Raw genomic sequence first — 24,285 nt, 5'->3', positions numbered from 1 at the left:
GACGTGCGGAGGGCCCCGGCGCCGTGTGGCGCCGGGGCCTGTCCTCCCCTGTGCTGACCCGGAGCCCCGAGCTCCCAGGGTCATCCCCTTCGGGCCGGTTTCCCCGACCGGTCCGCCTCCCGCTGAAGATCTCCCCTCGGCAGCGGCGATCATTCCTTGAGCAGGGTCACTCGAACGAGGGGTGTTGAGAGCGGAAACGGAATCCTCGAACCTGTATTCGATACTCTGCGAGTGACGGGTCACGTGGGAGATGCGCTGCACAAGTGGCGCATACGGACGGGGCCCAGGTGAGCGAAGGCAACTGCACGGCACGGCAGGACGCGGTTCTCGGGACCGGCCGACTCGACGAGCGGGAGCGAGCGGTCCGAGCGGAGCTAGGGGGGTGCCAGGACCTATGGCGCGGCGCATCGACGTGACCGGGGCGGGCGGCGTACGCCTTGCCGCCTGGGAGTTCGGCGACCCTCCCAAGACCGACCCGGCCAAGCTCGTACCCGAACAGTCCGGACCGCCCGGTCCGGCCACGGCCGCCGAGCCCGAACCGGGCCACGGCGTGCTGTTACTCCACGGGCTGATGGGGCGCGCCTCGCACTGGGCGTCCACCGCCCGCTGGCTCTCCGAGCGCCACCGCGCCATCGCCCTGGACCAGCGCGGCCACGGCCGCAGCGACAAGCCGGCGCGGGCCGCGTTCACCCGCGAGGCCTACGTCGAGGACGCCGAGGCCGCCCTCGAACAGCTCGGGCTCGCCCCGGCCGTCCTCATCGGCCACGCCATGGGAGCGCTCACCGCCTGGCAGCTCGCCGCGAAACGGCCCGACCTGGTGGCCGGCGTCGTCATCTGCGACATGCGGGCCTCCGCGCTGGGCGCCGCCTCGCAGCGGGAGTGGGCGGACTGGTTCAAGTCCTGGCCCGTCCCGTTCGCCACGCTCGCCGACGTGCGCAAGTGGTTCGGGGAGGACGACCCCTGGGTGGAGCGGCCGAACCCGGCCCGGGGCGCGTTCTACGCCGAGGTCATGCACGAGTGCGAGGACGGGTGGCGGCCGGTGTTCGAGCCGGAGCAGATGCTCACGTCCCGCGAGACATGGGTGTACGACGCGCACTGGGAGGAACTGGCACAGGTCCGGTGCCCGGCACTGGTCGTGCGCGGGCTGGACGGGGAGCTGGGGCGGGCCGAGGCGCAGGAGATGGTGCGGGTCCTTCCCCGGGGGGAGTACGCGGAGGTCGCCGACGCGGGGCATCTGGTGCACTACGACCAGCCGGAGGCTTGGCGGGGTGCTGTCGAGCCGTTTCTTGACGGGGTTCTCGCGGGCTGAGGTGAGGTTCCGCCTCCTTCGTCTGCTCGGTGGAACTTTGGTGGCGGCTGCGGGCCCGTAGTGGTTGCTCGCGCAGTTCCCCGCGCAGTTCCCCGCGCCCCTTGGGGGCGCCTTCACTCACCCCTTGCTGACAGCCGTGAGGATCTCCGGCAGCCTCTCCGCCGTCCTCGGAGCCGCCAGCCGTAGTCCCAGCCATGTGACCAGCGCCCCGTACGCCGCGCCCGCCGGCAGGAGGATCCAGGTCCAGTGGTCGCCGTTCGGTGTGACGTTCAGCCAGACGGTCACCGCGATGACCGGGGCGCAGAGCAGGGAAGCGGCGACCATGCCGCCGAAGATGGAGAGGAAGGCCAGGCTGCTCTGGCCCGGGGCGACGTTCTTGTAGCCCTCCTGCGGGATGGAGTAGGGGAAGCGCGCCGAGCTCCACGCGCCGGTGGCCAGCATCGCGCCGAGCAGGGCGAAGGACAGGCCGAGCACCTCGGGCAGCCGGGGCCAGTCGCCGAGCAGCGCGGTCGTCAGGACGGTCACGAGCGTGGCGTACGGCAGGGTGATCACCAGCAGGGCCAGCGCCCGGGCGCGCAGCTCGACGTAGGCGTCCCGGCGCGAGGAGATGGTCATCGCGACCATCCAGAACGCGGAGGTGTCCTGCCCGAACTGGTTGTACATCAGGATGCCGAGCATCCCGGCGGCGAAGCAGGCGAAGTAGATCGAGCCGGTGCCCTGCAGGGCGTTGAAGACAGGGACGATCAGGCCGATCGCCAGCGAGGTCACCCAGGCCGCCTTGGTCTTCGGATCGCGCCACACATAGCGCAGGCTGCGCTCCATCACCGTGCCGGTGCGCCCCGCGGGCAGCAGCCGGGCGAGCCCGGTCGGCTTCCGCTCCCGTACGGCGGAGGCGGTGACGGCCTGGAGGGTGGAACCGTCGGGCGCGGTCATCAGCCGCGTCAGATGCCGCGACCACACACCGAGCAGCGCGGCCAGCGCCCCGGCCGTCAGCGCCAGTTGCAGGACGGCGGCACCGTACGCACCCTCGCTCGCCGCGTCCACCGCCCCGACCGCCGACGCGGGCGGCACCCAGCGCAGCACCTCCGCCGCCGGATCGAGCTGCCCGAGCCCCGACGAACCGAGCCGTTGCGCCCCGAAGTTGACGACCTGCGCCCCGACGGCGATGACCAGACCGCTGAGCACCGCCAGATCACGGCCCTTGCGGCTGGTCAGCAGCCGGATGTTGGCGGCGGCGACGGCCCGCGCGAGCGCCACGCACACCAGCAGCGCCAGGGGGATCGCGACGACGCCCACCGCGTAGGCCGCACCGCCGTGCGCGACCGCGATCACCGAGCCGGTCAGCAGGCAGAGCGTGAAGAGCGGGCCGATGCCGACCAGGGAGGCCGCGAGGAGCGCACGCACCAGGGGGCGGGGGCGCAGCGGCAGTATGACCAGCCGGGTCGGGTCGAGGGTCTCGTCGCCGCTGGGGAAGAACAGCGGCATCACCGCCCAGCCCAGCGCCAGCACCCCCACCAGCAGCACGACCACGGACTCGGCGTGCTCGTTGCCGCGCAGCGCGATCAGGCCGATCAGCTGCAACGCGGCGAACAGGAGCGCGGCGACGGCGGAGGCGATGTAGGCGGCGCGGCGGCCGGTGGACTGGCGCAGGCCGTTGCGCAGCAGGGACAGCTTCAGCCGGACGAAGACGGGGGTGATCGTGGGAGCGCTCATCGGGCCCCGCCGCCCAGCCAGTCGAGGTCGGAGGCGGCGTCGCGTCCGTTCGCGCCGACCAGCTCCAGGAACGCCTGTTGCAGGGAGGGTGCGTCGCCGCGGACCTCGGTGAGCGGGCCGTGCGCCCGGATCCGCCCGGCGGCCATGACGGCCACCCAGTCGCACAGCGACTCCACCAGCTCCATGACGTGGGAGGAGAAGACGACGGTGGCACCGGAGGCGGTGTAGCGCTCCAGCACTCCGCGGATGGTCTGGGCGGAGACCGGGTCGACCCCCTCGAACGGCTCGTCCAGGAAGAGCACTTCGGGATTGTGCAGCAGGGCCGCCGCGAGCCCGATCTTCTTCCGCATCCCGGTCGAGTAGTCGACGACGAGCTTGTGCTGGGCGCCGGCCAGGTCCAGTACGTCGAGGAGCTGCGTGGTCCGCTTGTCGACCTCGGCGCCGGGCAGCCCGCGCAACCGCCCGGAATAGCTCAACAGTTCGCGCCCCGACAGCCGCTCGAAGAGCCGGAGCCCCTCGGGCAGCACCCCGATCCGCGCCTTGACCTCGACCGGATCGCGCCACACGTCGTGCCCGACGATCTCGACCGACCCCTGATCGGGCCGGAGCAGTCCGGTCACCATGGAGAGGGTGGTGGTCTTCCCGGCCCCGTTCGGCCCGACAAGACCGATGAACTTCCCGGCAGGCAGGTCGAGATCGACCCCGGCCACGGCCACTTGCTGCCCGAACCGCTTCCAAAGACCACGGACCTTCACGGCTGACGTCATGGAAGCCAACCCTACGGTTCCGCGGTGTTGGCGCAGGTTACCGGTCCCGCCCGCACGCATAGGCCAGCGGCGAGATCAACTCCTCCGCGTCCGGCAGCCACCGATTCGCCGGAGTCGGACGGCACGCCCACTGCACGGCCCCCTGCGACCCGTACCGCGTGGGCGGCGCAGCCACATAGCTGCCCTCGCCGAGCGCCGTGAGGTCGAGCGAGGCGGGCGACCAGCCGAGCTTGCGGACCAGCTCGGGAACCTTCACCGAGGCCCCCGGCAGCACGAAGAAGTGCATCCGGCGATCCGGCGTCAACGTCACGGGCCCCAGCGTCAACTCCATGCGCTCCATGCGGGCCAGCGCCAGGAACCCGGCCGTCTCCGGGACGGAGATCGCGTCGAACGTGCGCCCCGTCGGCAGCAGGATCGACGCCAGCGGCTGCTTCGACCACAGCCGGCGCGCGACGGTCGCACTGCCTGTGGCCTGCGTCGCCCAGTCCGCGCGCGAGGGATGCGCGCCGGGCGCACCGCACCCGGCGTCGCCGCACGAGCAGCGCTGCACGCCGTCGGCGGCTTCCAGCCAGGTGCCGGGGAACACGTCCCAGTGGCGCTCCTCGGCATAGCGAACGGCGTTTTCCAGCAGCGATTCCCCGCGCTGCTTCGGAATCTGAGCGGCTTCGGTGCCCGGGATCGTCTCTTCCACGAAGAACACAACTCCCCTGCCCACCTCGGGTTACGGGCGTAGCGCGCGCGGGGGAGGAGCATCGATTCGGCACCTGGGGCGCATGGGTGCATGTGTGGGGGCGCGCGGGAGGATCCGCGGCGGGAGCGGGTAGCCAGGAATGGGGTCGGCTTCCGCCTAAGAGGCTCTTACCCCGGCAATCCTCGCATGTCCCGCATTTTCGGTATGGCGGCGGGGCATTGATCTTCACGGCCGGATCTTTTCGGTTCTCCCCGGTTCGCCTCGGTGGAACAGGCGAAACAGGTGAACCCGGTGGGACCGTCGGGACCGGTGGGAAGACACAACCAACTCGGTGCGTGGGCAGGCACCGCAGCCACAGGGGGTACGCCATGGCCGCAAGGCCTCTCGTCGCGCGACAGCCGAACGAACGGCTGCAGGCGCTCATCCAGGAAGCGGGGTGCTCGAACGCCGGGCTGGCCCGCCGGGTCAACATGTGCGGCGCCGAGCACGGCCTCGACCTGCGCTACGACAAGACGTCCGTGGCCCGTTGGCTCCGCGGACAGCAGCCGCGCGGACGCGCCCCGGCGATCATCGCGGAGGCGCTCGGCCGCAAACTCGGCCGTACGGTCACGATCGACGAGATCGGCATGGCCAACGGCAAGAACCTCGCCTCCGGAGTCGGCCTGCAGTTCTCGCCGACCGTGCTGGGGGCCATCGAGCAGGTGTGTGAGCTGTGGCGCAGTGACGTGGGGCGCCGGGACTTCCTGTCCGGTTCGTCCGTCGCCGCGTCCGCGCTGGTGGAACCCAGCCGGGACTGGCTGATCTCGTCGCCCGACTCGCAGGTGGCGCGTTCGGCGGGGCCGCGCGTGGGCCAGTCCGACGTCGCGGCCGTGAAGGCGATGACACAGGCGCTGGTCGACCTGGACCACCAGTACGGCAGCGGGCATGTGCGCCCGGTCGTCGTGCACTACCTCAACAGCGTCGTCTCCGGGCTGCTGGCCGGCTCCTACCGGGAGGCCGTCGGGCGCGAACTCTTCGCCGCGGTCGCCCGACTGACCGAGCTCGCGGGCTACATGGCGGTCGACACCGGCCAACCCGGCCTGGCCCAGCGGTACTACATCCAGGCCCTGCGGCTCGCCCAGGCGGCGGGCGACCGCGGCTACGGCGGATACGTGCTCGCCGCCTCCATGAGCCACCTGGCCGCGCAGCTCGGAAACCCGCGGGAGATCGCGCAGTTGGCGCGTGCCGCGCAGGAGGGGGCGCGGGGGCGCGTCACCCCGCGCGCGGAAGCGATGTTCTTCGCCGCGGAGGCGCGGGGGCACGCGCTCATGGGTGACGCGCGGGCGGCGCAGGCGGCGTCCGGGCGGGCGGTGCACGCGCTGGAGTCCGCGGACCCGTCCTCCGGCGACGACCCGGCGTGGATCACGCACTTCGACGAGGCCTATCTGGCCGACGAGTTGGCACACTGCCACCGCGACCTGGGGCAGGCCGAGGCGGCGGCGCGGCGCGCGGAGGAGTCGCTGGCGGGGCTGCCGGAGACCAAGGCGCGGCGGCGGGCGATCGGCTATGTGCTGCTCGCCACGGCCCTGGTGCAGCAGCGTGAGGTCGAGCAGGCCTGCCACACGGGGCTGAAGGCCGTGGAACTGCTGGAGACCCTGCGCTCCAACCGGGGCGCCGAATACCTGGAGGACTTCCAGCAGCGGCTGGAGCCGTACCGGGACGAGCCCGTGGTAAGGGAGTTCGGGGCGCGGATGGATCTTCAGGCGGCGGCGTGAAAGAGACCGCTGCGAGAGCGTGAACGGGCGGAAAACGCGGCCGGCGAAGGGGAGGTGGGGAAACGGTCCGCGGAAGGGGGCCGGTTCTGTTACCGCGGTCACAGGGATGTGCGTCACGTTCTGAGCTGCGTGGCATGCGGCTGACATGACCCGGTAGCGTGAGCCGACGATTCCGTAGGTCCCCCATTCGTAGGAGTCCCGGTGACGCAGAGTGGACAGGGCGAGGAGCCCTCGGCGCGACCCGCGCGCGAAGGCATCGTGCTGCCCTCCGACGGAGGCGAGCCCCTGCTTCCGGGCATGACGGGTACCCAGGGTGGCGGACAGCGGTACGGCCACCAGGCGCCGCCCGCCCCGGCGGCGCCGCCCGGCGGTCAGGCCTGGGACGGTTCCTGGGGGCCCGAGCAGCAGCAGGCCCCGGCGCAGGGCCAGGGCTGGACACCTCCGCCCGCCCAGACCTGGGGCACCCCCTCCCAGCCCCTCCCGCCGGAGAACACGCCGTACGCGGACCGGTACGCCCCGCCCTCCCAGGGGACCGCGCAGCCGCCCGCCGCCGGACAGTACGGCTACGGCTACGGCACCCAGGGCGCCGGAGACGGCGGTGCGGGCGCCCCGCTGCCGCCGCCCCACGGCACGCACACCGGAGGCGCCCCGCTGCCGCCCGCCGTGCCCTACGGGGCCACGGCCGCCGCGGACGACGGGGCCACGCAGTACATCCCGCCGGTCGTGGACGCGGGTCAGGGTGACCAGGCGACCCAGTACATACCGCCGGTCATGGACACACCCCCGGGCGATCAGGCGACTCAGTACATCCCGCCGGTGGCGGACGCGGGTCAGGGTGACCAGGCGACCCAGTACATACCGCCTGTCACGGACACACCCCCGGGCGATCAGGCGACCGCCTACCTTCCGCCCGTCGGCGGCGCTCCCGTGGACGACGGGGCCACGCAGTACATCCCGCCGGTCGGGAGCGGGGCGCTGCCGCCCGAGGTGCGGGCGGAGACGCCCGCCGAGAGCACGCAGGCGCTCGGGCGGGTGCGCCGGCCGGGGCCGGGGGACATGCCGTCGGCCGCGCATTCCGACGCCGACGCCACGCAGTACATCCCGCCGGTGACGGGCGGGGGCCAGGACCGGCAGACGCCCGCCGAGTTCGACAACCTGTTCCGGACCGACCCGGGCGGTGAGAGCCCGGCCGCGTCCACCCAGCAGATGCCGCGCTTCGAGCCGCACCGGCAGCACGCTCCCCACGGCGCCCAGCAGGCCCCGATCATCCCGCGCCGTGCCGAGCGGGAGGACCGCGAGGAGCCGCGCGGGCGCGGTGGCCGTACCGGCTCGCGGGTGCCGCTGTTCGCGGCCGCCGGCGTGGCCATCGCGGTCGTCGGCATCGGGGCGGGCGCGCTGCTGGGCGGGGGCGGCGCGGGTGATCAGGGCGACGACAACAAGACCGTCGCGGCCGCGGCCCCCGCGAGCGAGTCCGCCTCGCCGTCGCCGTCGCCGTCGGTGGATCCGGCCGAGCAGCAGGCCGTCGAACTGGACAAGCTGCTGGCCGTCAGCGGCAACAGCCGGACCATGGTCATCAACGCGGTGTCCAATGTGAGGTCCTGCACCAACCTCGGCCAGGCGGCCAAGGACCTGAGAGACGCGGCCAAGCAGCGCAACGACCTGGTGACCGAGCTGTCCAAGCTCTCCGTGGACGAGCTGCCCGAGCACGTCGCGCTGACCGAGGCCCTGACCAAGGCGTGGCAGGCGTCCGCCTCCGCCGACAACCACTACGCGGCCTGGGCCGAGCAGGTGGCGCAGAACAAGCGCAAGCTCTGCCGGAAGGGCCAGGCCCGCAGCACCGGCCAGACCCAGGCGGGCAACCAGGCCAGTGGCACCGCCAGCAGCGAGAAGACCAAGGCCTCGGGCCTGTGGAACACGATCGCGAAGACGTACGGCCTGACCGAGCGGCAGCCGGTCCAGCTCTAGGGACGCGGAGCCCCGGCAGGCGGGAATCTGACGGCAGGCCCTAGAGCAGGTCGGCGTCCTGGAGGGTCTTCGTCACGTCGATGAAGCCCTTCCTGGCCGAGACGAGTCGGCCGTCCCGTACCACCTGGAGGGTCACGTCGGCGTTGACCAGCTGCGGGAAGCCTGCGGAGGCGAGGGTCTCCCGGAACTTCCAGCTGAGGGTGGGCGTGAGTCCGCCCGTCTCGATCCTGAGCCCGCCGTCCAGGGCCCGGCGGACCGTGCGGGCGGTGACCTCGCCGCCGTCGAGGGAGTCGACGACCGCCTTGAGGACGGTGTAGGCGATCCAGGTGGTCTGCACGCCGGCGTCCGAGGGGTCGATGCGGTTGTCGCCGAAGGCCTGCTCGCTGATCACCTTCTTCATCCCGTCCCAGCGCTTGTCGCTGGAGACGGGGTACCAGCCGGTGATGTACGCGCCCTCGTACGGGCCGGACTTGCCGCCGGAGGCATTGATCACCGTCTGGTCGACGCTGCCGAGCACGGTGGCGGTGCGCACGCCGGATCCCTGGCCGACGCGCCGGAAGGAGTCCATGAAGGTGCTGGTGCGGTCGCCGAGGGCGGGCACCACGCAGCCGGTGCCGGACGGGTCGGAGGTCGTGTAGTCCAGGGCGCGGTCCGCCTGCCCCGCGTACTCGGTGGCGTCCTCCGCCGCGAGCTGGTCGCCCGCCTTCGCGTGGCCGCCCGCCTCCAGGCCGGAGTTGAGCAGGTGCGGCAGTTCGTCGCCGGCGATGCTGTCGGGGCGGACCAGCGCGACGGGCCCGCAGGTCTTGGCCAGTTCCCGGCCGAGGCCGGCCAGCAGGGTGTGCTGACCGCCGTTGACGGGGTAGGAGAGCGGGCTGGTGAACTCGGCCTTGGTGATGCCGTAGCCGCCTATGTAGGGGATGCCCGCGCTCTCCAGGGTCGGGAAGAAGGAGTCCCCGTGCTGGCTGTAGGAGCCGACGACGGCGACGGCCTTCTCCTCGACGGCGCGCTTGGCGCACCTCGCGGCGGACACGCGGTCGTTGTGGTCGTTGCAGTTCAGGACCCTGAGCTTGCGGCCGCCCAGGCCGCCGTTGGCGTTGACCCAGCGGGCGTAGGCCAGTGCGAGGGCGGGCATGCCGGGCTTGTTGGTGGCGCCGGTATCTTGTGGTGCCCATGTCATTACGGTGATCGGGTCGTCCCCGGCGCCCCCCGTGACGGCGGAGACGACCCCGCATCCCGCGGTGAGCGACGCGGACGCCAACAGTGCTCCCGCACGGAGCGCCGTGCTCTGTAGGGGCTTGGTGAACCTGAGAGGGAAGGGGCTGCGGGCGCGTCGCTTGCCGGTCATGTCCCCACACGCTTCCGTCACATCACTAACCCGGGAGTGACCTACGGTTATTGGCCGGTGACGTAAAGGTGAATTGCGGGGGGCGGTGAAGCGCCCCGGAGGGGGAACGTACGATCGATGACCGTGCAAGGTTCGGAGAACTCTTCCCGTCGCGGGCGTCGCTCATCCACCATGGGCGGCATGCCACTGAACGACATGCCGTGGTGGCGCTGGCGCAGCAATGTGCGCTCCGCGCTGCACATGCTCTCCGACCCGGTGTTCCAGACGGACGTCTGGCTGGCCGGCGTCGACGGTTACGGAGACGTCACCGACGCCGTGTACCGGCTGGTCGAGGACACCTGGCTGGACAACTGGTCCGCCGAGAAGTACGTCGGCACGATCTTCCGGGACTCCCAGGAGGCGGCGCTCGTCGACAGCGCCGTCCTGCGGGTGCTGCGGATCATGCACCAGGTGGGGCCCGACGCGCCCGTCTCGGCCTACCTCGACCACCAGGCGTGGCCCGAGGCGGTACGGGCCGCCCGGGACGCACATGTGCGGATGGCGGTGAGCGACGGGGACGACCCGGACGCGGCGCCGAGCACGCTCGAAGTACTGCGGATCATGACCCGGACCGCCTGACGGACGGCGGCCCGGCCGCCGCGCCGGATATGGGACCCTGTCCTGCATGAACGAGCAGTCCACCCGAGCCGCGGTCCCCTCCGACCAGTACGTCCTCACGATCGCCTGCCCCGACAAGCAGGGCATCGTGCACGCCGTGTCCAGCTATCTGTTCATGACCGGCTGCAACATCGAGGACAGCCAGCAGTTCGGCGACCACGACACGGGTCTGTTCTTCATGCGCGTCCACTTCTCGGCGGACGCGCCGGTGACGGTGGACAAGCTGCGCGCCAGCTTCGCGGCGATCGGTGACTCCTTCCAGATGGACTGGCAGATCAACCGGGCCGACGAGAAGATGCGCATCGTCCTGATGGTCAGCAAGTTCGGCCACTGCCTGAACGACCTGCTGTTCCGCGCCCGGATCGGGGCGCTGCCGGTGGAGATCGCGGCGGTGGTGTCCAACCACACGGACTTCGCCGAGCTGGTGAGCTCGTACAACATCCCCTTCCACCACATCCCGGTGACCAAGGACACCAAGGCGCAGGCCGAGGCGCGGCTGCTGGAGATCGTGCGCGAGGAGAACGTCGAGCTGGTGGTGCTCGCGCGCTACATGCAGGTCCTCTCGGACGACCTGTGCAAGCAGCTCAGCGGCCGGATCATCAACATCCACCACTCCTTCCTGCCGAGCTTCAAGGGCGCCAAGCCGTACCACCAGGCGCATGCGCGGGGCGTGAAGCTGATCGGCGCGACGGCGCACTACGTCACCGCCGACCTCGACGAGGGGCCGATCATCGAGCAGGAGGTCGAGCGCGTCGCCCATGACGTGACGCCGGACCAACTGGTCGCGATCGGGCGGGACGTGGAGTGCCAGGCGCTGGCGCGGGCCGTGAAGTGGCACGCGGAGCGGCGGATCCTGCTGAACGGGCGCCGGACGGTCGTGTTCGCCTAGCAGCTCGGGGGCGGCTGTTTCGTTGGCGGCCGCGGGTGGCTTGTGATTGCTCGGCGAAGCCGCACACTGATGCAGCTCCGCGCCCCTTGGAATCGACGTGCGTTGAGCAGGGGCGCGGGGAACTGCGCGACCGGCCCCCACTCACCCGCAGCCGCCGACGACCGCCCGGCCGACCCCTACATCCGGCTCAACGACGCCACCGAGAACAGCACGTCCTTGATGGCCTCACGATCCCCCACTTGACCGGCGGCCGCCTCCGCAGGAGACACGTGGCCCGCGGCCAAGTGGCAGAACTCCACGCCGTCCAGCGCCACGTGCGCCACCTCGTACTCGGCGGAGCCCGTCGCGGCGGGGGAGTCCAGGGGGATCAGCCACTCGCCGCCGCCCCGGCCCTCGATCTCCAGGCGCAGGCTGCGGCCGGGCTCACCGGCCAGCCCCAGATGACGGCCGCGCGCGGGAGACGCGAGACCGGCCCGCCGTCGGCGGGCCAGCGCGGCGGGCAGCATGCGGGCCGCGAGGTCGAACATGTCGTGCAGGTGGCGTCCGGAGGGCTCCTGGTACGGGTAGTCCACCGCCTCGGCGATGTCCTCCGCGTGCACCCAGCACTCGAACGCCCGGTCCAGCATCGCGTCGTGCAGCGGCAGCTCGAAGTCGCCGTAGGGGACGGCCAGTCGGCCCGCGCCGCCGCCGGTGAAGGACACCGTCCGCACCAGGTCGTGGCTCTGCTCCCGCCAGGGCGCCCGCACCGAGCGGGTGGGCGGGAAGTGGGAGGCGCGCCAGTAGGCCTCGGTCCGGGAGGACGGCGTGGGGCGTTCGGCCGGTACCTCGCCGAGCGGGTCGTCGAGGCCGAGCGCCACGGCGACGAGCCCGTCGACGGCCAGCAGGTGCGCGATCACTCCGGCGACCGTCGTGCGGCGGCTCGTCGCCGCGTCGGTCTCGAACCAGCGCAGCCGCACCGGCGCGTGCCATTCGGCGTCCCCGAAGTCCTGCAGCAGCGCGTCGAGGCGCGCGGTCTCGGCGTCGTAGGGCGCCGCCCAGTTCGGGACCGGGATGCGCGGCGGGCGTCGTTCCAGGCAGCCTTCCAGGACGCGGGTGCGCAGGCCCGGGTCGAGGTCGAGGGTCTCGGCCCGGTGCAGCAGGCCTACGGCGCCGCGCAGCCGTAGCGCCTCGTCGGCGCAGGAGCCGCACTCGCCGAGGTGCTCCTCGACGGCCGCGGTCTCCTCGGGCGAGCAGGCGGCCAGCGCCCAGGCGCCGAGCAGCGCCTTCAGGACGCGGTGCTCCAGCACGAGCGGGGCGGACCGGGGCGGGTCGGGGAGGACGGGCAGGGGCCTGCCGCTGTCCTCGACGGAGGCGCGGGGGAGCGGTATGCGGCGCGGCCGGTCGGGGTCCGGGTGCGGGCCGTCGCCGCCGCCGTCATCCGGCCCGTCCGGCCCGCCGGGCCCACGGGAGCCGATGCCGTCGCCTCGGCCCGCGCCGTCGCCTCGGCCGGCGCCGTCGCCCCGGCCGGGGCCGTCCGTGCCGGGCCTGTCGTACTCCCGGTGCTCCTCGTTCGCCTCGTCACCCCCTGCGTCGTGTTCGTCGTACGCCTCGAAGCGGCCCGCCTCGTTCACACGGCACCCCCGTATCCGGGTGGGCCCCCGGGGGTGCCGGCGTCGTGGGCGGTGGACAGCAGTTGCAGGCCGAGGCGGAGGCGGCGGCGGGCCTCGTCCTCGGTGACGCCGAGGTCGGTGGCGGTCTGGCGGTAGTCGCGCCGCTGGAAGTAGGCCAGCTCCAGCGCGGCGCGCAGCGGCACCGGCATGGACTGGACGATGTAGTCGGCGCGGGCGGCGACCGAGGCGTGGCGCACCTTGCGCTCCAGTTCCTCGGTGGTGCCGTGGCCGCCCTGGGCCAGGGCGGCGGTCTCGGTGGCGCGCAGGCGCTGCACGGCGAGGCGGTGGGCGAGGCCGGCGACCCAGGAGCGCAGCGGGCCCTGCTTGGGGTCGTAGGTGTCGGGGTGTTCCCAGACGTGCGTGAAGACGTCCCGGGTGATGCCGTCGGCGGCGCGTTCGTCGCCCAGGACGGTGTGGGCCAGGCCGTGGACCAGGGAGGCGAAGCGGTCGTAGAGCTCGCCGAGGGCCGCGGCCTCACCGCGCGCGAGCCGCTGCTGCATCTTGCGGTCCCAGCGGGGCGGTGCGTCCTTCTTCGCCATGCGGCCCCCTCACCGTGCCTGTGCCCGAGTCAAGCCTGCTCCCACCGTCTTCTCGAATGTAGTCGGCACCTCTGACAGCGCACGCCCCTTTGCTGCAATGTGCGCCCCCTGAGATGTGCCGGGTGATAAGGGGACTTTCGTCGCCTACCCCCCTTGTGCTTGATCAGACTCGATCGCACCCCGATCGAACAGGATCGAAGATGACGAAAACAAGCCCTTTCTGATCGATTGCAGTTTTTCCCTCCGCGTTTCGGGGAACGGCCGCTGGGCAGCCGCGCTGCAAGGAAGCGAAGGAATGGCTTCCGTTTGGGATCCGGCGGATGAAAGGCTTGGTGGTGGCGCTCAATGTGACCGATGGCGAGCAGGGTGGTTGGGCCGTGCTCCATGTGTCGGGCGAGCTGGACCTGGTGACGTCGCCGGTGCTGCGGCAGCGGGTGCACGACGCGGTGGCCGAGGGCCGCCACAGTCTCGTCCTCGACCTCTCCGAGGTCCTGTTCTGCGATTCCAGCGGCGTCGGCGTGCTCATCGCCGCCCGTCGGCTCATCCGCTCCTGCCAGGGCAGCCTGCGCCTGATACTGCCGGCCCGGGGAGCCGCCGACGGCTCCCACGTCAACCGGGTCCTCGGCGCGCTGGGCGTCCGTCGGCTGTTCGACATCTACCCGGACGTCACGGACGCCGTCGTCGACGACGCCGGCCCGCTGTCCGCCTGAACCGCCCCTCAGCGCCCGCCGACATCCCGCCGGGCACCGACGACGAACGCCTCGACCAGCTCCTTCGTCACCCGACGGCGCTCGGCGAACTCCCCGGCCCCGTCCGTGTGATGCAGCTCCAGCACCTGGTCGAACGCCGCCTTCGCCTGCCGTACGAGGCTCTCGTCGGCCGTGAGCATCATGACCCTGAACAAGGCCTCCTGTGCCTCGTTGCGCAGGCTGTAGGAATGATGACGGGCCTGCTCGGCCTCGTCGGCGGGGCGGTTCTCGTGGGCGCAGAACCAGCGGGTCATCAGTACGCGGCGCAGGCTCACCAGGAGGCCGGCGTACGCGCAGTACGCGTCCATGCGCTCCTGCCGCAGCCGCTCCTGCCGCGCCGTCGACTCCGTCCGGTCCTGCGCGCGCCGCTGGAACGCGTGCGTGACCCCCGCGCCGAGCAGCGTTCCCGCCACCGCGATGACACTTGCCGCAACCGTTTCCATACGGCTGGGTGTACCCCCCCTGGGGGAGCACCGCGGACACCCCGCCGCGCCACACCGTTGTCCCAAAATTCCTCCGGTCTTGGCACAAGCGCCGCTTTCCCGCTCCCCGGTGGCCGCCGGCGTCGTACGCTCCGTGCCAGACGCACCCCGACGTGACGTAAAGGCGGCAGAAAAGACATGGTGAGCAGCGAGTACGAGCGCAGGATCGCCGCCCGGTTCGCCACCTTCGACCAGAACGGCAACGGCTGCATCGACCGCGAGGACTTCAACGCGGCGGCCAAGGCGGTCCTGACGGAGTTCGGTACGGCGGCCCGGTCGGACAAGGGCCAGGCCCTGTACATCGGCGCCGAGGCGTTCTGGCAGGGCATGGCGGGCATAGCGGACCGGGACGGAGACCAGCGCATCAGCCGGGACGAGTTCGTGGGCGGCGCCGTCAAGCGGCTGCGCGACAACCCGGACCGGTTCGCCGAGATCGCCCGCCCCTTCCTGCACGCGGCCCTCGTCGTCGCCGACCTGGACGGGGACGGAGCGGCCTCCGTCGCGGACACCGCGCGCGTGCTGAAGGCCCTCGGGGTGCGCGAGGACCTCGCGCAGGACGCGGCCGCCGCGCTCGACCAGGACGGCGACGGACGCATCGGCGAGACGGAGATCGTGACCGCCTTCGCCCGCTACTTCACCGTTCCCGAGTAGCCCCCGCCGCATAGCGCTCGCGCAGCTTGTACTTGAGCACCTTGCGCAGCGTGTCGTTGCGCGGAAGGGCGTCCACCACCTCCAGCTGCTCCGGCAGCTTGTGCACCGACAGCCCTTCCGCGCGCAGATACGCGGTCACCGCCTCAAGGGTCAGCTCCCCGGCCCCGGCGGGCTGTTCCACGACCGCGCAGACCCGCTCCCCGCGCTCCGCGTCCGGCAGGCCGATCACGGCGACGTCCCCGACGGCCGGATGGGCGGCCAGCAGGTCCTCGATCTCCTTGGCCGAGATGTTCTCGCCCTTGCGGATGATCACGTCCTTGAGGCGTCCGGTGAGCACCAGATGCCTGCCGGCGGTCAGGTGTCCCAGGTCGCCCGTGCGCAGGAAACCCTCCTCGTCGAAGGCCTCCGCCGTCTGCGCCGGGTCCAGGTACCCCCGGCACACGGCCTCCCCGCGCAGCCGCACCTCCCCGTCCACGATCCGGATCTCCATCCCTTCCGGCGGCCGCCCCTCGGTGGTCGCGAGCAGCTCGGGACCGTCGTCCGGGTCGCCCATCGTGATCATCGGCACCTCGGTCATGCCGTAGCCGTGGGTCAGTTGCACGCCCAGCTCCCGTACGACCGCGTGGTAGACCTCCGGCGGCTTGGGCGCGCCGCCGCCCGCGAGCAGCCGCAGCGTCGGGATCACCTTGGTGCCGGGGGTCTTGCGCTGCTCGGTCAGGAACATCGAGTAGAACGCCGTCGACCCGCCCGCGATCGTCACCCCGCGCGCGCGGTAGTCCGCCAGGGCGTCCGGCAGCGCGAACTTCTCGAACATCACCGCCGGAAAGCCGTACAGCAGCAGCATCACCATGTAGTCCGGGCCGCCGATATGGGCGTAGGGGAAGGCGATCGAGCCGACGTCGGCGGGTGTGGGGCGCAGGGCGTGGGCGAGGCAGGAGCCGCCCGCGATGAGCGAACGGTCGGTGTGCAGCACGCCCTTGGGGTCGGAGGTGGTGCCCGAGGTCCAGTAGATCCAGCGGACGGAGGTGCCGTCGGCGGGCGGGGCGGGCAGGACGCCCGGATCGCCGTCGGGGAGGCGGTCGTAGGCCTCGAAGAGTCCCTTCGCGCCGAGCCGGTGGCCCATCTCCGTGTGGTCGAAGCCGCGCCACCGGCCGGGTACGGCGAAGTACTCGGCCTTGGACTCGCGCAGCGCGAAGCCGACCTCGCGGTCCCGGTGGAAGGGGATGACCGGGCTCTGCACGGCGCCCAGACGGGCCAGGGCGAAGGACAGCACGGCCGTCTCGATGCGGGTGGGCAGTTGCCAGGCGACGACCGTGCCGGGGCGCACGCCCATGCCGTACAGGCCCGCCGCGGCCCGCTCCGCGCGCGCGTGCAGCTCGCCGAAGCTCAGGGAGCGGTCGTCCTGGAAGAGGACCGGGCGGTCCGGGGTGAGGGCGGCGCGGCGGGTGAGCAGCTCCCACAGGGTGCCGGCGGAGCTCAGGGCGTGGGCGGTGTCGTTCACGATGACTACCCCTTTTGCTGACGGCTCGTCAGATGGTGGCCAGAGCGTAGGGTGCCACGCCTTGTCGGTCCAGGGGTGCGGGGCTAGCCTGCGAAGGGAACTGACGGATCGTCAGACAGGGGGCGCATGGACCTCACGTACACGCCGGAGGAGGAGGAGTTCCGGGCGCGGCTGAGGGAGTGGCTCGACAAGACCCTCCCCTCGCTGCCGCCCCCGCCGTCCCCCGCGGACTGGCCCGCGCGGCGCGCCTACGACCTCGGCTGGCAGCGGATGCTCCACGACGCCGGATACGGCGAGGTGCACTGGGACGCCTCCCCGACCGTGCGGCTGATCTTCCTGGAGGAGACCGAGAACGCGGGCGCCCCCTACGTGGGCGCAGGCTTCGTCGGGCTGCTCCACGCGGGCCCCACGATCGCCGCCGAGGGAACCCCGGAACAGCGGGCCCGCTGGCTGCCGCCGATCCTGCGCGGGGAGGAGGTCTGGTGCCAGGGCTTCAGCGAACCCGGCGCCGGGTCCGACCTCGCGGCGCTGCGCACGCGCGCGTGGCGCGACGGCGACGACTACGTGGTCAGCGGGTCCAAGATCTGGACCTCGCACGCCGAAGTCGCCGACTGGTGCGAGCTGTTGGTGCGCACCGACCCCGCCGCGCCCAAGCACCGCGGCATCACCTGGCTCGCCCTGCCCATGGACACCCCGGGCGTCACCGTACGGCCGCTGCGCACCCTCGCCGGATCCGCCGAGTTCGCCGAGGTCTTCCTCGACGAGGCCCGGGTGCCGGCCGCCAACCGGGTCGGCGAGGAGAACGACGGCTGGCGCGTCTCCATGGTGACCCTGTCCTTCGAGCGGGGCACCGCCTTCGTCGGCGAGGTGGTGGCCTGCCGCCGCACCCTGCGCGCACTGGCCGCCGAGGCCCGCGACAACGGCCGCTGGGACGACCCGGCGCTGCGCCGCAGACTCGGCCGCCTCAACGCCGAGTTCCGCGCCCTGTGGCGGCTGACCCAGTGGAACGTCAGCGCCGGGGCGCCCGGAACCTCGGGTTCGATTTTCAAACTGAGATTTTCACACGCCCGCCAGGAGCTCTACGACGCCGCCGCCGACGTCCTCGGCCCCGACGCCCTCGACCTCGGCCGCCCCTGGGTCCTCGACCGGCTGTCGTCGCTGTCCTACACCATCGCGGCCGGCACCTCGCAGATCCAGCGGAACATCGTGGCCGAACGGGTCCTGGGCCTGCCGAAGGGACCGTGACGTGCGCTTCCAACTGACCGATGACCAAAGGGCCGTGCGGGACGGGACGCGGGAGCTGCTCGCCCGGCGCTTCGACGACGAAGCCCTGCGCGCCGCCGTGGCGGCACCGCGCCTAGACCGGAGGCTCTGGCGCGAGCTGGGCCGGGCCGGCTTCTTCGCGCTGCGCCTGCCGGAGGCGGACGGCGGAGTCGGACTCGGGCTGCCCGAAGCGGTGTTGGTGTTCGAGGAGGCGGGCCGGGCCCTGCTGCCCGGCCCCCTGGTGGCCACGCACCTGGCGGCGGGCGCGGTGCCGGGCGCGGCCACCGGAGAGACGGTCGTGGCGGCCGTGGACGGCCCGCTGGTGGAGTGGCTGGCCGAGGCGGACCTCGTACGCGGGGACGCCTCCGGAGCCGTACCCCTGCGGTCGGTGGACCCTCTCACGCCGCTGCACCGGGTGCCCGCGCCCGGACGGCCGGATCCCGTCGCCGCCCTCCTCACCGCCGCCGAGCAGCTCGGCACAGCCGCGCGCGTGGGCGAGCTGGCCGTGCAACACGCCCGGACCCGCGAGCAGTTCGGCCGGCCGGTCGGCGCCTTCCAGGCCGTCAAGCACCTGTGCGCCGAGATGCTGGTGCGCACCGAAACGGCCCGCGCAGCCGTCTACGCCGCCGCGGTCACCGCCGACCCCGCCGACATCGCAACGGCCCGGCTGCTCGCCGACGAGGCCGCCGTGCGCGGCGCCCGCGACTGCCTCCAGGTGCACGGCGGCATGGGCTTCACCTGGGAGTGTTCGGTGCACCTGCATCTGAAGCGGGCGTGGGTGCGCTCCCGGCGGGGCGGCGGCGGTGCGGAGGGCGAGGAGCTGCTCGCGGCCGATCTCGTGGCGTGAGGGGCCGAAGGGGGCGAAGAGCCCGCTGGCCTGCGGCTCGTCCCGCCCGCCGGTGCGGGTGTCGCGGATTGTGGCATACCGGAACTACGTAGCGTTGATATCGGGTTGTGTCCTAGGCGTGACTCGTCACGGTCTGGAGTCGGCGTACCGCTCCGGTACCTTGTGTGGGATGCGAGTGGTTCCGAGCACGAGCCATGCCGGAGTTGCCCTTGAGGCGGCTCCGGATCCGGCGGTGCGCGCCCGTTCTCGCAGGGTGGGAGAGGCTGCGGCCCCCGCCTGTTCGACTTCCCCTCGCGAGCGTCGCACAGTATGCCGCACGGGTACTCCTTCGCGCTGGAATATGCCCGAAGCGCTTGTTCGGGTGACTGTACGTCAACCATGCTTTCTCATAAGGGATTCACATTCCGTGACCCTGGCTCCGGCCATTGTCCTGGTCATGCAAAAAATGGCTACGATCGTGGCCCTCGCACGGCGCGGGGCTATGTGTCCGCCGGTTCGGATGGTGTGAGCGGTGCAGGTGCTTCAAGTGCAGCTGGAGGTCCGGCCCGACCCCGCAGAAGTGGGGCGTGCCCGGAGATGGGCCCGTTCGCGGCTGGCCGGGACCGGCGTGGGCGCCGACGAGTCGCTCGCCGAGACGCTGACGCTCCTCGTCTCCGAACTCGTCACCAACGCGGTCGTGCACACCGGCTGTCCGGCCGTACTGCGCCTGTTCCTGCCGCTGGTGCCGGCCGGGTCCGAACCCGCCACCGTGCGCCTGGAGGTGGCCGACGCCAGCTGCCGTGCCCCGGTGCCGCGCTGCGCCGACAAGGAGGAGACCGGCGGCCGGGGCCTCGCCCTCGTCGACGGCCTCGCCGACCGCTGGGGCTGGAGCCCCGACGGAACCGGCAAGCGCATCTGGTGCGAACTGGACCGCTGCGCCCAGCGACAGGTGCCGGCCGAGGTCTACGGCGGTGGCGTCGCGGCGTACGAGGGGCTGGCCTTCGAGGCGGTGTGAGGGCGCCGGCCGTTCCCTGCGCCGGACGCGGCGCGGTGCGCCCGGACATGCTTCATCGTGCGCCTGCTGCAAACAGGACTTAAGTGATTAATCGCCGACTGGGTGTTGACGAAGCGTGTCCGTTTGATCACGCTTGTGGTCAGCGATTCGCCGCGAGGGGACGACGAGGGTTTCGGTGACGGAGGCCCTCGACGAGTGTGGGTCGTGATTCGGCGTGGGCTCCTTCAAGGGCCCGGAGAGCTGGGGTGGGTACGCCGAAGTGGGATGGCGGTGCGCGCTGCCGTGTTCGGGGCGGGCAGTTGCGCGCCGCCGGCCGCTCACAGAACGGCCACCGGTGCCACCGGGGTTCCCGTCGCGCCGACGAACGGCTCCGGCATCGCGGACAGCAGGAACGCGTACCGTCCCTCTTCTCCACAGGCTGTGGACAACTCTTCGAGATTCCAGTTCTGCCCCTGCATCATCCCCATCTCCACCAGATCGAGCGCATGCACCGGCAGCCACAAATCCTCGATCTCGGGCGGAAATATCTCAAACGTGAGGGTGTCGTTCGCGACCGCCGCCACATCGCGCGCGTGGAACCACTCCGGCGTGCGGATCGACAGCCCCGGCGACGGATAGCCGTACCCGTGCCTGTCCCCGCCGAGAAACACCTGCATCTGCCCGGTGCGTACGAGCACGATGTCGCCGGCCCGCACGCGCGTGCCCGCGAGTTCCTCGGCCGCCTCCAGGTCCTCCGGCGTCACGGCGTGCCCCCCGTCCAGCCGCCCCACCCCGCGCGCGCGTGCCACGTCCAGCAGTACCCCGCGCGAGACGATGTGCCGCGCCTTGTCGATCCCCGCGAACTCGGCGCCGGAGTGTGCGGTGACACGGCTCGCCGGACGGCCGTTGTAGAGCCGCCCCGAGTGCGAGACATGGGTGAGCGCGTCCCAGTGGGTGGCCGCCTGGAGTCCCATCGTCACGGCATCGTCGCTGCACGCCACGGTGCCCGGCCCGAACAGCTCCTGATTGATCTGCACCATCACATGCAGCGGGTTGATCCGCCCCGGGATCATCCCGGTCTGCACGCCGTCCTGCCGCAGCGGCAGCGCGAGCGGGACGCGGCGCCCGGTGCGGACGCAGGCGGCGGCGTCGCGGACCACCTCGTCGGTGATCAGGTTGAGGGTGCCGATCTCGTCGTCCGCTCCCCAACGCCCCCAGTTGTTGACGCGCTTGGCGATCTCGTGGAACGCGTCCGGCAGCGACATGGGTCCTCCCCGGGGCTTGTCTCCGGCTGTCCGACGGGACATAAAATCTAACGGTCCGTCAGAAACCGCGGGAAGGGGCCGGTCGTGGGGAACTTCTTGGCAGGCAAGGTCGTCGCCGTCACCGGCGCGGGGCGGGGGATCGGACGGGCGGTGGCCCTCGCCGCGGCCGCGCAGGGGGCCCGCGTCGTCGTCAACGACTACGGGGTCTCCGTCGACGGCGCCTCACCGACCAGCGAGGTCGCCGAGGCTGTCGTCAAGGAGATCGAGGCGGGCGGCGGCGAGGCCGTCGCCGTGGCCGACGACATCTCCACCATGGCGGGCGGCCAGCGGGTCGTGGACGTCGCCGTGTCCTCGTACGGGCGGATCGACGGGGTCGTGTGCGTCGCCGGGATCCTGCGCGAGCGGATGCTGTTCAACATGACCGAGGAGGAGTGGGACCCGGTCCTCGCCACGCATCTGAAGGGCACGTTCACCGTGTTCCGGGCCGCGTCCGCGGTGATGCGGCAGCAGCGGTCCGGGACGCTGATCGGGTTCACCAGCGGCAACCACCAGGGCTCGTACTCGCAGGCCAACTACAGCGCCGCCAAGGGCGGCATCATCTCGCTGGTGCGGAGCGCCGCGCTGGGCCTGAACAAGTACGGGGTGAGCGCGAACGCGGTCGCGCCGGTGGCGCGTACGCGGATGTCGGCGAAGGTTCCCGCGGAACTGGCGGAGATCGGGGAGCCGGAGGACGTGGCCGCGATGGTGGTGTACCTGCTGTCCGACCGGGCGCAGGGCATCACCGGGCAGGTGTACACCGTGGCGGGGCGGAAGATCGCGGTGTGGGCGCAGCCGAGGGAGGCGCGGGCCGCGTACGCGTGCGGCGGCTCTTGGACTCCGGAGCTGATCGCTGACGTGTTCTGGGGGTCTGTGGGGGTGGATCCCATGCCGTTGCTGAAGCCGAACGCCCCATAGCTCGGGGCGGGGTGTGGATGGGCGGGTGCGGGGCCGTCGTGGCATGTCGCGCAGTTCCCCGCGCCCCTGAGTAGGTCGACTGCCCTGCGTTGTGAGGAGGCCCCCTGTGGACTTTGGATTCACCGCCGAAGACGAAGCCTTCCGTTCCGAAGCCCGGGGGTGGCTCTCCGCGCACGCCGACCCCGACGCGGACCGGCGGGAATGGGAACGCACCCTCGGGGCCGCCGGATGGATCGGGCTCGGGTGGCGGGAGGCCGGGTACGGGAACCGGACCGTCCCCCTCACCCAACAGGTCGTCTGGGCCGAGGAATACGCCCGGTCGCCGGCGCCGCCGCGCTCCGGGCACATCGGGGAGAACCTGCTGGCGCCCACGCTCATCGCGCACGGCACGCAGGAGCAGAAGGCCCGCTTTCTGCCGCCCGTCGCCGCCGGCGAGGAGCTGTGGTGCCAGGGATACAGCGAGCCCGGAGCCGGTTCCGACCTCGCCGGGGTGCGGACCGCCGCCGTACGGGACGGCGACGGCTACCGGATCACCGGGCAGAAGATCTGGACCTCCCTCGCGCACGAGGCCGACTGGTGCTTCGTGCTCGCCCGCACGCAAGCGGGGTCGCGGCGCCATCACGGCCTGAGCTTCCTGCTCGTGCCCATGGACCAGCCGGGGCGGATCGAGGTGCGGCCCATCCGGCAGCTGACCGGGACGAGCGACTTCAACGAGGTGTTCTTCGACGGCGCACACGCGCGCGCGGAGCACCTCGTGGGGGACGAGGGCGGCGGCTGGCAGGTCGCGATGAGCCTGCTCGGTTTCGAGCGGGGCGTCGCCACGCTGGCCCAGCAGATCGGCTTCGCGGCGGAGTTGGGACAGGTGCTGCGCACGGCCGTGGAGACGGGCGCGGCGGACGATCCCGTACTGCGCGACCGGCTCGTCCGGCAGTGGGCGGAGCTGCGCACCATGCGCTGGAACGCCCTGCGCACCCTGGGCCGTACCGGCGCGCAGCCGGGCGCGGCCGCCGTCGCCAAGCTGCTGTGGGCCGGCTGGCACCAGCGCCTCGGGGAACTGGCGGTCGAGGTGCGGGGCGCCGGAGCGACGGTGGGCCCCTCGGACTGGACGACCACGACACCGTACGAACTCGATGCCGCGCAGCGGCTGTTCCTGTTCTCCCGGGCCGACACGATCTACGGCGGCTCGGACCAGATCCAGCGCACGATCATCGCCGAGCGGGTGCTCGGTCTGCCCAGGGAGCCCAAGGGGGCTGTGTGATGCGAGGCGTGCTGTTCGACGGCAAGCAGGTCCGGGTCGTGGACGATCTGGAGGTACGGGAACCGGGGCCGGGGGAGGTACGGGTGGCCGTCTCGGCGGCCGGGCTGTGCCACAGCGACCTGTCGGTGGTGGACGGGACCATCCCCTTCCCCGTTCCCGTGGTGCTGGGCCACGAGGGCGCCGGGGTGGTGGAGGCGGTCGGCGCGGGCGTCTCGCACGTCCGGCCCGGCGACCACGTTGCCCTGTCCACGCTGGCCAACTGCGGCACCTGCGCCGACTGCGACCGGGGGCGCCCGACGATGTGCCGACGGGCGATCGGGCGGCCGGGGCGGCCGTTCCTGCGGGGCGGGGAGCCGGTGTACCAGTTCGCGTCGACGTCCGTCTTCGCCGAGCGGACGGTGGTCAGGGCCGTGCAGGCGGTGCGTGTGCCGAAGGACGTTCCGCTGCCGTCCGCGGCGCTGATCGGCTGCGGGGTGCTGACCGGGGTGGGGGCGGTGCTCAACCGCGCGCGTGTGGAGCGCGGGGACAGCGTGCTGGTGATCGGCGTCGGCGGCATCGGCCTCAACGTCGTCCAGGGCGCGCGGATCGCGGGCGCCCTGCGCATCGTGGCCGTCGACGCCAACCCCGCGAAGGAGGAGGCGGCCCGCCGCTTCGGCGCCACCGACTTCCTGACCTCGACGGACGCGGTGAAGGACCTCCTGCCCACCGGCGTGGACCACGCCTTCGAGTGCGTCGGCCGCGTCGAGCTGATCCGCCAGGCCGTCGACCTGCTCGACCGCCACGGCCAGGCGATCCTCCTCGGCGTGCCCCCGGCCGCCGCCGAGGCCTCCTTCCGCGTCTCCTCCCTCTACCTCGACAAGTCCGTCCTCGGCTGCCGCTACGGCTCCTCCCGCCCCCAGCGCGACATCGCCCTGTACGCCGACCTCTACCGCGAGGGCCGGCTCCTCCTCGACGAGTTGGTGACCCGCACCTACCCGATCGACGACTTCGAGAAGGCGGCGGCGGACGCGGAGGCGGGGCGGGTGGCGCGGGGGGTGCTCACCTTCTGAAGGGACCGGTTCTGC

At 72.2% G+C, this 24,285-nt stretch carries 22 protein-coding genes; 13 read left to right on the top strand and 9 right to left on the bottom strand.

The genetic code is table 11. From position 1 onward, the window contains the following. Positions 1-394 precede the first annotated feature (394 nt). Positions 395-1,309, top strand: coding sequence for an alpha/beta fold hydrolase (locus ICC28_RS16220; RefSeq protein ID WP_188289276.1), 915 nt, complete (start codon positions 395-397; stop codon positions 1,307-1,309). A 117-nt stretch (positions 1,310-1,426) separates the two neighbouring features. Here ICC28_RS16220 and ICC28_RS16215 read toward each other — a convergent pair whose 3' ends face one another. Genes ICC28_RS16215 through ICC28_RS16205 form a run of 3 tightly spaced genes read right to left on the bottom strand, consistent with a single transcriptional unit; the run spans position 1,427 to position 4,489 of the window. Further along, positions 1,427-3,022: a transporter gene (locus ICC28_RS16215; RefSeq protein ID WP_188289275.1), complete on the bottom strand. Its 1,596-nt coding sequence runs from the start codon at positions 3,020-3,022 to the stop codon at positions 1,427-1,429. Beyond that, on the bottom strand, positions 3,019-3,789 hold the full coding sequence (locus tag ICC28_RS16210; RefSeq protein WP_188289274.1) for an ABC transporter ATP-binding protein: 771 nt from the start codon (positions 3,787-3,789) through the stop codon (positions 3,019-3,021). Before ICC28_RS16210 ends, ICC28_RS16215 begins: the two co-directional genes overlap by 4 nt. A 37-nt stretch (positions 3,790-3,826) precedes the next feature. Further along, complete coding sequence (locus ICC28_RS16205; protein WP_188289273.1) at positions 3,827-4,489, bottom strand: bifunctional DNA primase/polymerase; 663 nt, start codon at positions 4,487-4,489, stop codon at positions 3,827-3,829. A 359-nt stretch (positions 4,490-4,848) separates the two neighbouring features. Here ICC28_RS16205 and ICC28_RS16200 point away from each other — a divergent pair, with 359 nt between their 5' ends. Then, on the top strand, positions 4,849-6,234 hold the full coding sequence (locus ICC28_RS16200; RefSeq protein WP_188289272.1) for a transcriptional regulator: 1,386 nt from the start codon (positions 4,849-4,851) through the stop codon (positions 6,232-6,234). 201 nt (positions 6,235-6,435) lie between these two features. After that, the gene (locus ICC28_RS16195; protein ID WP_188289271.1) at positions 6,436-8,199 is read left to right on the top strand and encodes a hypothetical protein; all 1,764 of its coding nucleotides are present in this window, start codon (positions 6,436-6,438) and stop codon (positions 8,197-8,199) included. A gap of 40 nt (positions 8,200-8,239) precedes the next feature. Here the strand turns inward: ICC28_RS16195 and ICC28_RS16190 are convergent, their stop codons facing one another. After that, positions 8,240-9,544, bottom strand: a complete 1,305-nt coding sequence (locus ICC28_RS16190; RefSeq protein WP_188289270.1) for an ABC transporter substrate-binding protein — start codon at positions 9,542-9,544, stop codon at positions 8,240-8,242. 117 nt (positions 9,545-9,661) lie between these two features. Between ICC28_RS16190 and ICC28_RS16185 the strand changes: the two genes are divergently transcribed. Together ICC28_RS16185 and purU are read left to right on the top strand one after the other, a co-directional pair. Continuing rightward, on the top strand, positions 9,662-10,162 hold the full coding sequence (locus ICC28_RS16185; RefSeq protein ID WP_188289269.1) for an SCO4402 family protein: 501 nt from the start codon (positions 9,662-9,664) through the stop codon (positions 10,160-10,162). Positions 10,163-10,208: 46 nt separating this feature from the next. After that, entirely contained in the window at positions 10,209-11,090 is an 882-nt protein-coding gene (purU, locus tag ICC28_RS16180) for a formyltetrahydrofolate deformylase (protein WP_188289268.1), read from the top strand. Between the two features lie 176 nt (positions 11,091-11,266). On the opposite strand, the gene ICC28_RS16175 is transcribed toward purU, so the two are convergent. Both ICC28_RS16175 and ICC28_RS16170 read right to left on the bottom strand, forming a co-directional pair. Continuing rightward, positions 11,267-12,700 carry a maleylpyruvate isomerase N-terminal domain-containing protein gene (locus tag ICC28_RS16175; protein WP_317454026.1) on the bottom strand — a complete coding sequence of 478 codons (1,434 nt, stop codon included), beginning with the start codon at positions 12,698-12,700 and terminating at the stop codon, positions 11,267-11,269. Continuing rightward, positions 12,697-13,278, bottom strand: coding sequence for a sigma-70 family RNA polymerase sigma factor (locus tag ICC28_RS16170; RefSeq protein WP_188289267.1), 582 nt, complete (start codon positions 13,276-13,278; stop codon positions 12,697-12,699). The genes ICC28_RS16175 and ICC28_RS16170 overlap by 4 nt, the downstream gene beginning before the upstream one ends. 329 nt (positions 13,279-13,607) lie before the next feature. Here ICC28_RS16170 and ICC28_RS16165 point away from each other — a divergent pair, with 329 nt between their 5' ends. Further along, positions 13,608-13,988: an STAS domain-containing protein gene (locus ICC28_RS16165; protein WP_188289487.1), complete on the top strand. Its 381-nt coding sequence runs from the start codon at positions 13,608-13,610 to the stop codon at positions 13,986-13,988. An 8-nt stretch (positions 13,989-13,996) separates the two neighbouring features. On the opposite strand, the gene ICC28_RS16160 is transcribed toward ICC28_RS16165, so the two are convergent. Beyond that, positions 13,997-14,470 carry a hypothetical protein gene (locus tag ICC28_RS16160; RefSeq protein ID WP_188289266.1) on the bottom strand — a complete coding sequence of 158 codons (474 nt, stop codon included), beginning with the start codon at positions 14,468-14,470 and terminating at the stop codon, positions 13,997-13,999. Positions 14,471-14,647: 177 nt separating this feature from the next. Between ICC28_RS16160 and ICC28_RS16155 the strand changes: the two genes are divergently transcribed. Next, positions 14,648-15,160 carry an EF-hand domain-containing protein gene (locus ICC28_RS16155; RefSeq protein WP_188289265.1) on the top strand — a complete coding sequence of 171 codons (513 nt, stop codon included), beginning with the start codon at positions 14,648-14,650 and terminating at the stop codon, positions 15,158-15,160. Here the strand turns inward: ICC28_RS16155 and ICC28_RS16150 are convergent. Further along, entirely contained in the window at positions 15,144-16,661 is a 1,518-nt protein-coding gene (locus ICC28_RS16150; RefSeq protein ID WP_188289264.1) for a class I adenylate-forming enzyme family protein, read from the bottom strand. The two genes, ICC28_RS16155 and ICC28_RS16150, sit on opposite strands and share 17 nt — an antisense overlap. 126 nt (positions 16,662-16,787) lie before the next feature. Here ICC28_RS16150 and ICC28_RS16145 point away from each other — a divergent pair, with 126 nt between their 5' ends. The 3 genes from ICC28_RS16145 to ICC28_RS16135 all read left to right on the top strand — a co-directional run bounded on the left by ICC28_RS16145 (position 16,788) and on the right by ICC28_RS16135 (position 19,765). Then, entirely contained in the window at positions 16,788-17,906 is a 1,119-nt protein-coding gene (locus ICC28_RS16145) for an acyl-CoA dehydrogenase family protein (protein ID WP_188289263.1), read from the top strand. 1 nt (position 17,907) lies between these two features. Next, positions 17,908-18,771, top strand: coding sequence for an acyl-CoA dehydrogenase family protein (locus tag ICC28_RS16140; RefSeq protein WP_188289262.1), 864 nt, complete (start codon positions 17,908-17,910; stop codon positions 18,769-18,771). Between the two features lie 526 nt (positions 18,772-19,297). Beyond that, positions 19,298-19,765 (top strand): ATP-binding protein, encoded by a 468-nt coding sequence (locus tag ICC28_RS16135; RefSeq protein WP_188289486.1) that lies wholly within the window; start codon positions 19,298-19,300, stop codon positions 19,763-19,765. A gap of 317 nt (positions 19,766-20,082) precedes the next feature. Here the strand turns inward: ICC28_RS16135 and ICC28_RS16130 are convergent, their stop codons facing one another. Next, positions 20,083-21,009, bottom strand: coding sequence for a cyclase family protein (locus tag ICC28_RS16130; protein WP_188289261.1), 927 nt, complete (start codon positions 21,007-21,009; stop codon positions 20,083-20,085). Positions 21,010-21,093: 84 nt separating this feature from the next. On the opposite strand from ICC28_RS16130, the gene ICC28_RS16125 reads away from it, so the two are divergent. From ICC28_RS16125 to ICC28_RS16115, 3 genes are all read left to right on the top strand, one after another. Next, on the top strand, positions 21,094-21,963 hold the full coding sequence (locus ICC28_RS16125; RefSeq protein WP_188289260.1) for an SDR family oxidoreductase: 870 nt from the start codon (positions 21,094-21,096) through the stop codon (positions 21,961-21,963). A gap of 106 nt (positions 21,964-22,069) precedes the next feature. After that, positions 22,070-23,221 (top strand): acyl-CoA dehydrogenase family protein, encoded by a 1,152-nt coding sequence (locus ICC28_RS16120; RefSeq protein ID WP_188289259.1) that lies wholly within the window; start codon positions 22,070-22,072, stop codon positions 23,219-23,221. Continuing rightward, positions 23,221-24,270 carry a Zn-dependent alcohol dehydrogenase gene (locus ICC28_RS16115; RefSeq protein WP_188289258.1) on the top strand — a complete coding sequence of 350 codons (1,050 nt, stop codon included), beginning with the start codon at positions 23,221-23,223 and terminating at the stop codon, positions 24,268-24,270. Before ICC28_RS16120 ends, ICC28_RS16115 begins: the two co-directional genes overlap by 1 nt. The last annotated feature ends 15 nt before the right edge of the window (positions 24,271-24,285 follow it).

The sequence above is a fragment of the Streptomyces sp. TRM68416 genome, from assembly GCF_014596915.1.
Classification (GTDB): Bacteria; Actinomycetota; Actinomycetes; order Streptomycetales; family Streptomycetaceae; genus Streptomyces.
Note: the sequence above shows the minus strand (reverse complement) of the source record. Positions and strands in the feature narration are given on the sequence as shown.

Coding starts and splice junctions, on each gene's coding strand:
- purU (WP_188289268.1), top strand. CDS start 10,209: ATGAACGAGCAGTCCACCCGAGCCGCGGTCCCCTCCGACCAGTACGTC.
- ICC28_RS16160 (WP_188289266.1), bottom strand. CDS start 14,470: ATGGAAACGGTTGCGGCAAGTGTCATCGCGGTGGCGGGAACGCTGCTC.
- ICC28_RS16210 (WP_188289274.1), bottom strand. CDS start 3,789: ATGACGTCAGCCGTGAAGGTCCGTGGTCTTTGGAAGCGGTTCGGGCAG.
- ICC28_RS16220 (WP_188289276.1), top strand. CDS start 395: ATGGCGCGGCGCATCGACGTGACCGGGGCGGGCGGCGTACGCCTTGCC.
- ICC28_RS16170 (WP_188289267.1), bottom strand. CDS start 13,278: ATGGCGAAGAAGGACGCACCGCCCCGCTGGGACCGCAAGATGCAGCAG.
- ICC28_RS16185 (WP_188289269.1), top strand. CDS start 9,662: ATGACCGTGCAAGGTTCGGAGAACTCTTCCCGTCGCGGGCGTCGCTCA.
- ICC28_RS16200 (WP_188289272.1), top strand. CDS start 4,849: ATGGCCGCAAGGCCTCTCGTCGCGCGACAGCCGAACGAACGGCTGCAG.
- ICC28_RS16190 (WP_188289270.1), bottom strand. CDS start 9,544: ATGACCGGCAAGCGACGCGCCCGCAGCCCCTTCCCTCTCAGGTTCACC.
- ICC28_RS16215 (WP_188289275.1), bottom strand. CDS start 3,022: ATGAGCGCTCCCACGATCACCCCCGTCTTCGTCCGGCTGAAGCTGTCC.
- ICC28_RS16130 (WP_188289261.1), bottom strand. CDS start 21,009: ATGTCGCTGCCGGACGCGTTCCACGAGATCGCCAAGCGCGTCAACAAC.
- ICC28_RS16145 (WP_188289263.1), top strand. CDS start 16,788: ATGGACCTCACGTACACGCCGGAGGAGGAGGAGTTCCGGGCGCGGCTG.
- ICC28_RS16115 (WP_188289258.1), top strand. CDS start 23,221: ATGCGAGGCGTGCTGTTCGACGGCAAGCAGGTCCGGGTCGTGGACGAT.
- ICC28_RS16155 (WP_188289265.1), top strand. CDS start 14,648: ATGGTGAGCAGCGAGTACGAGCGCAGGATCGCCGCCCGGTTCGCCACC.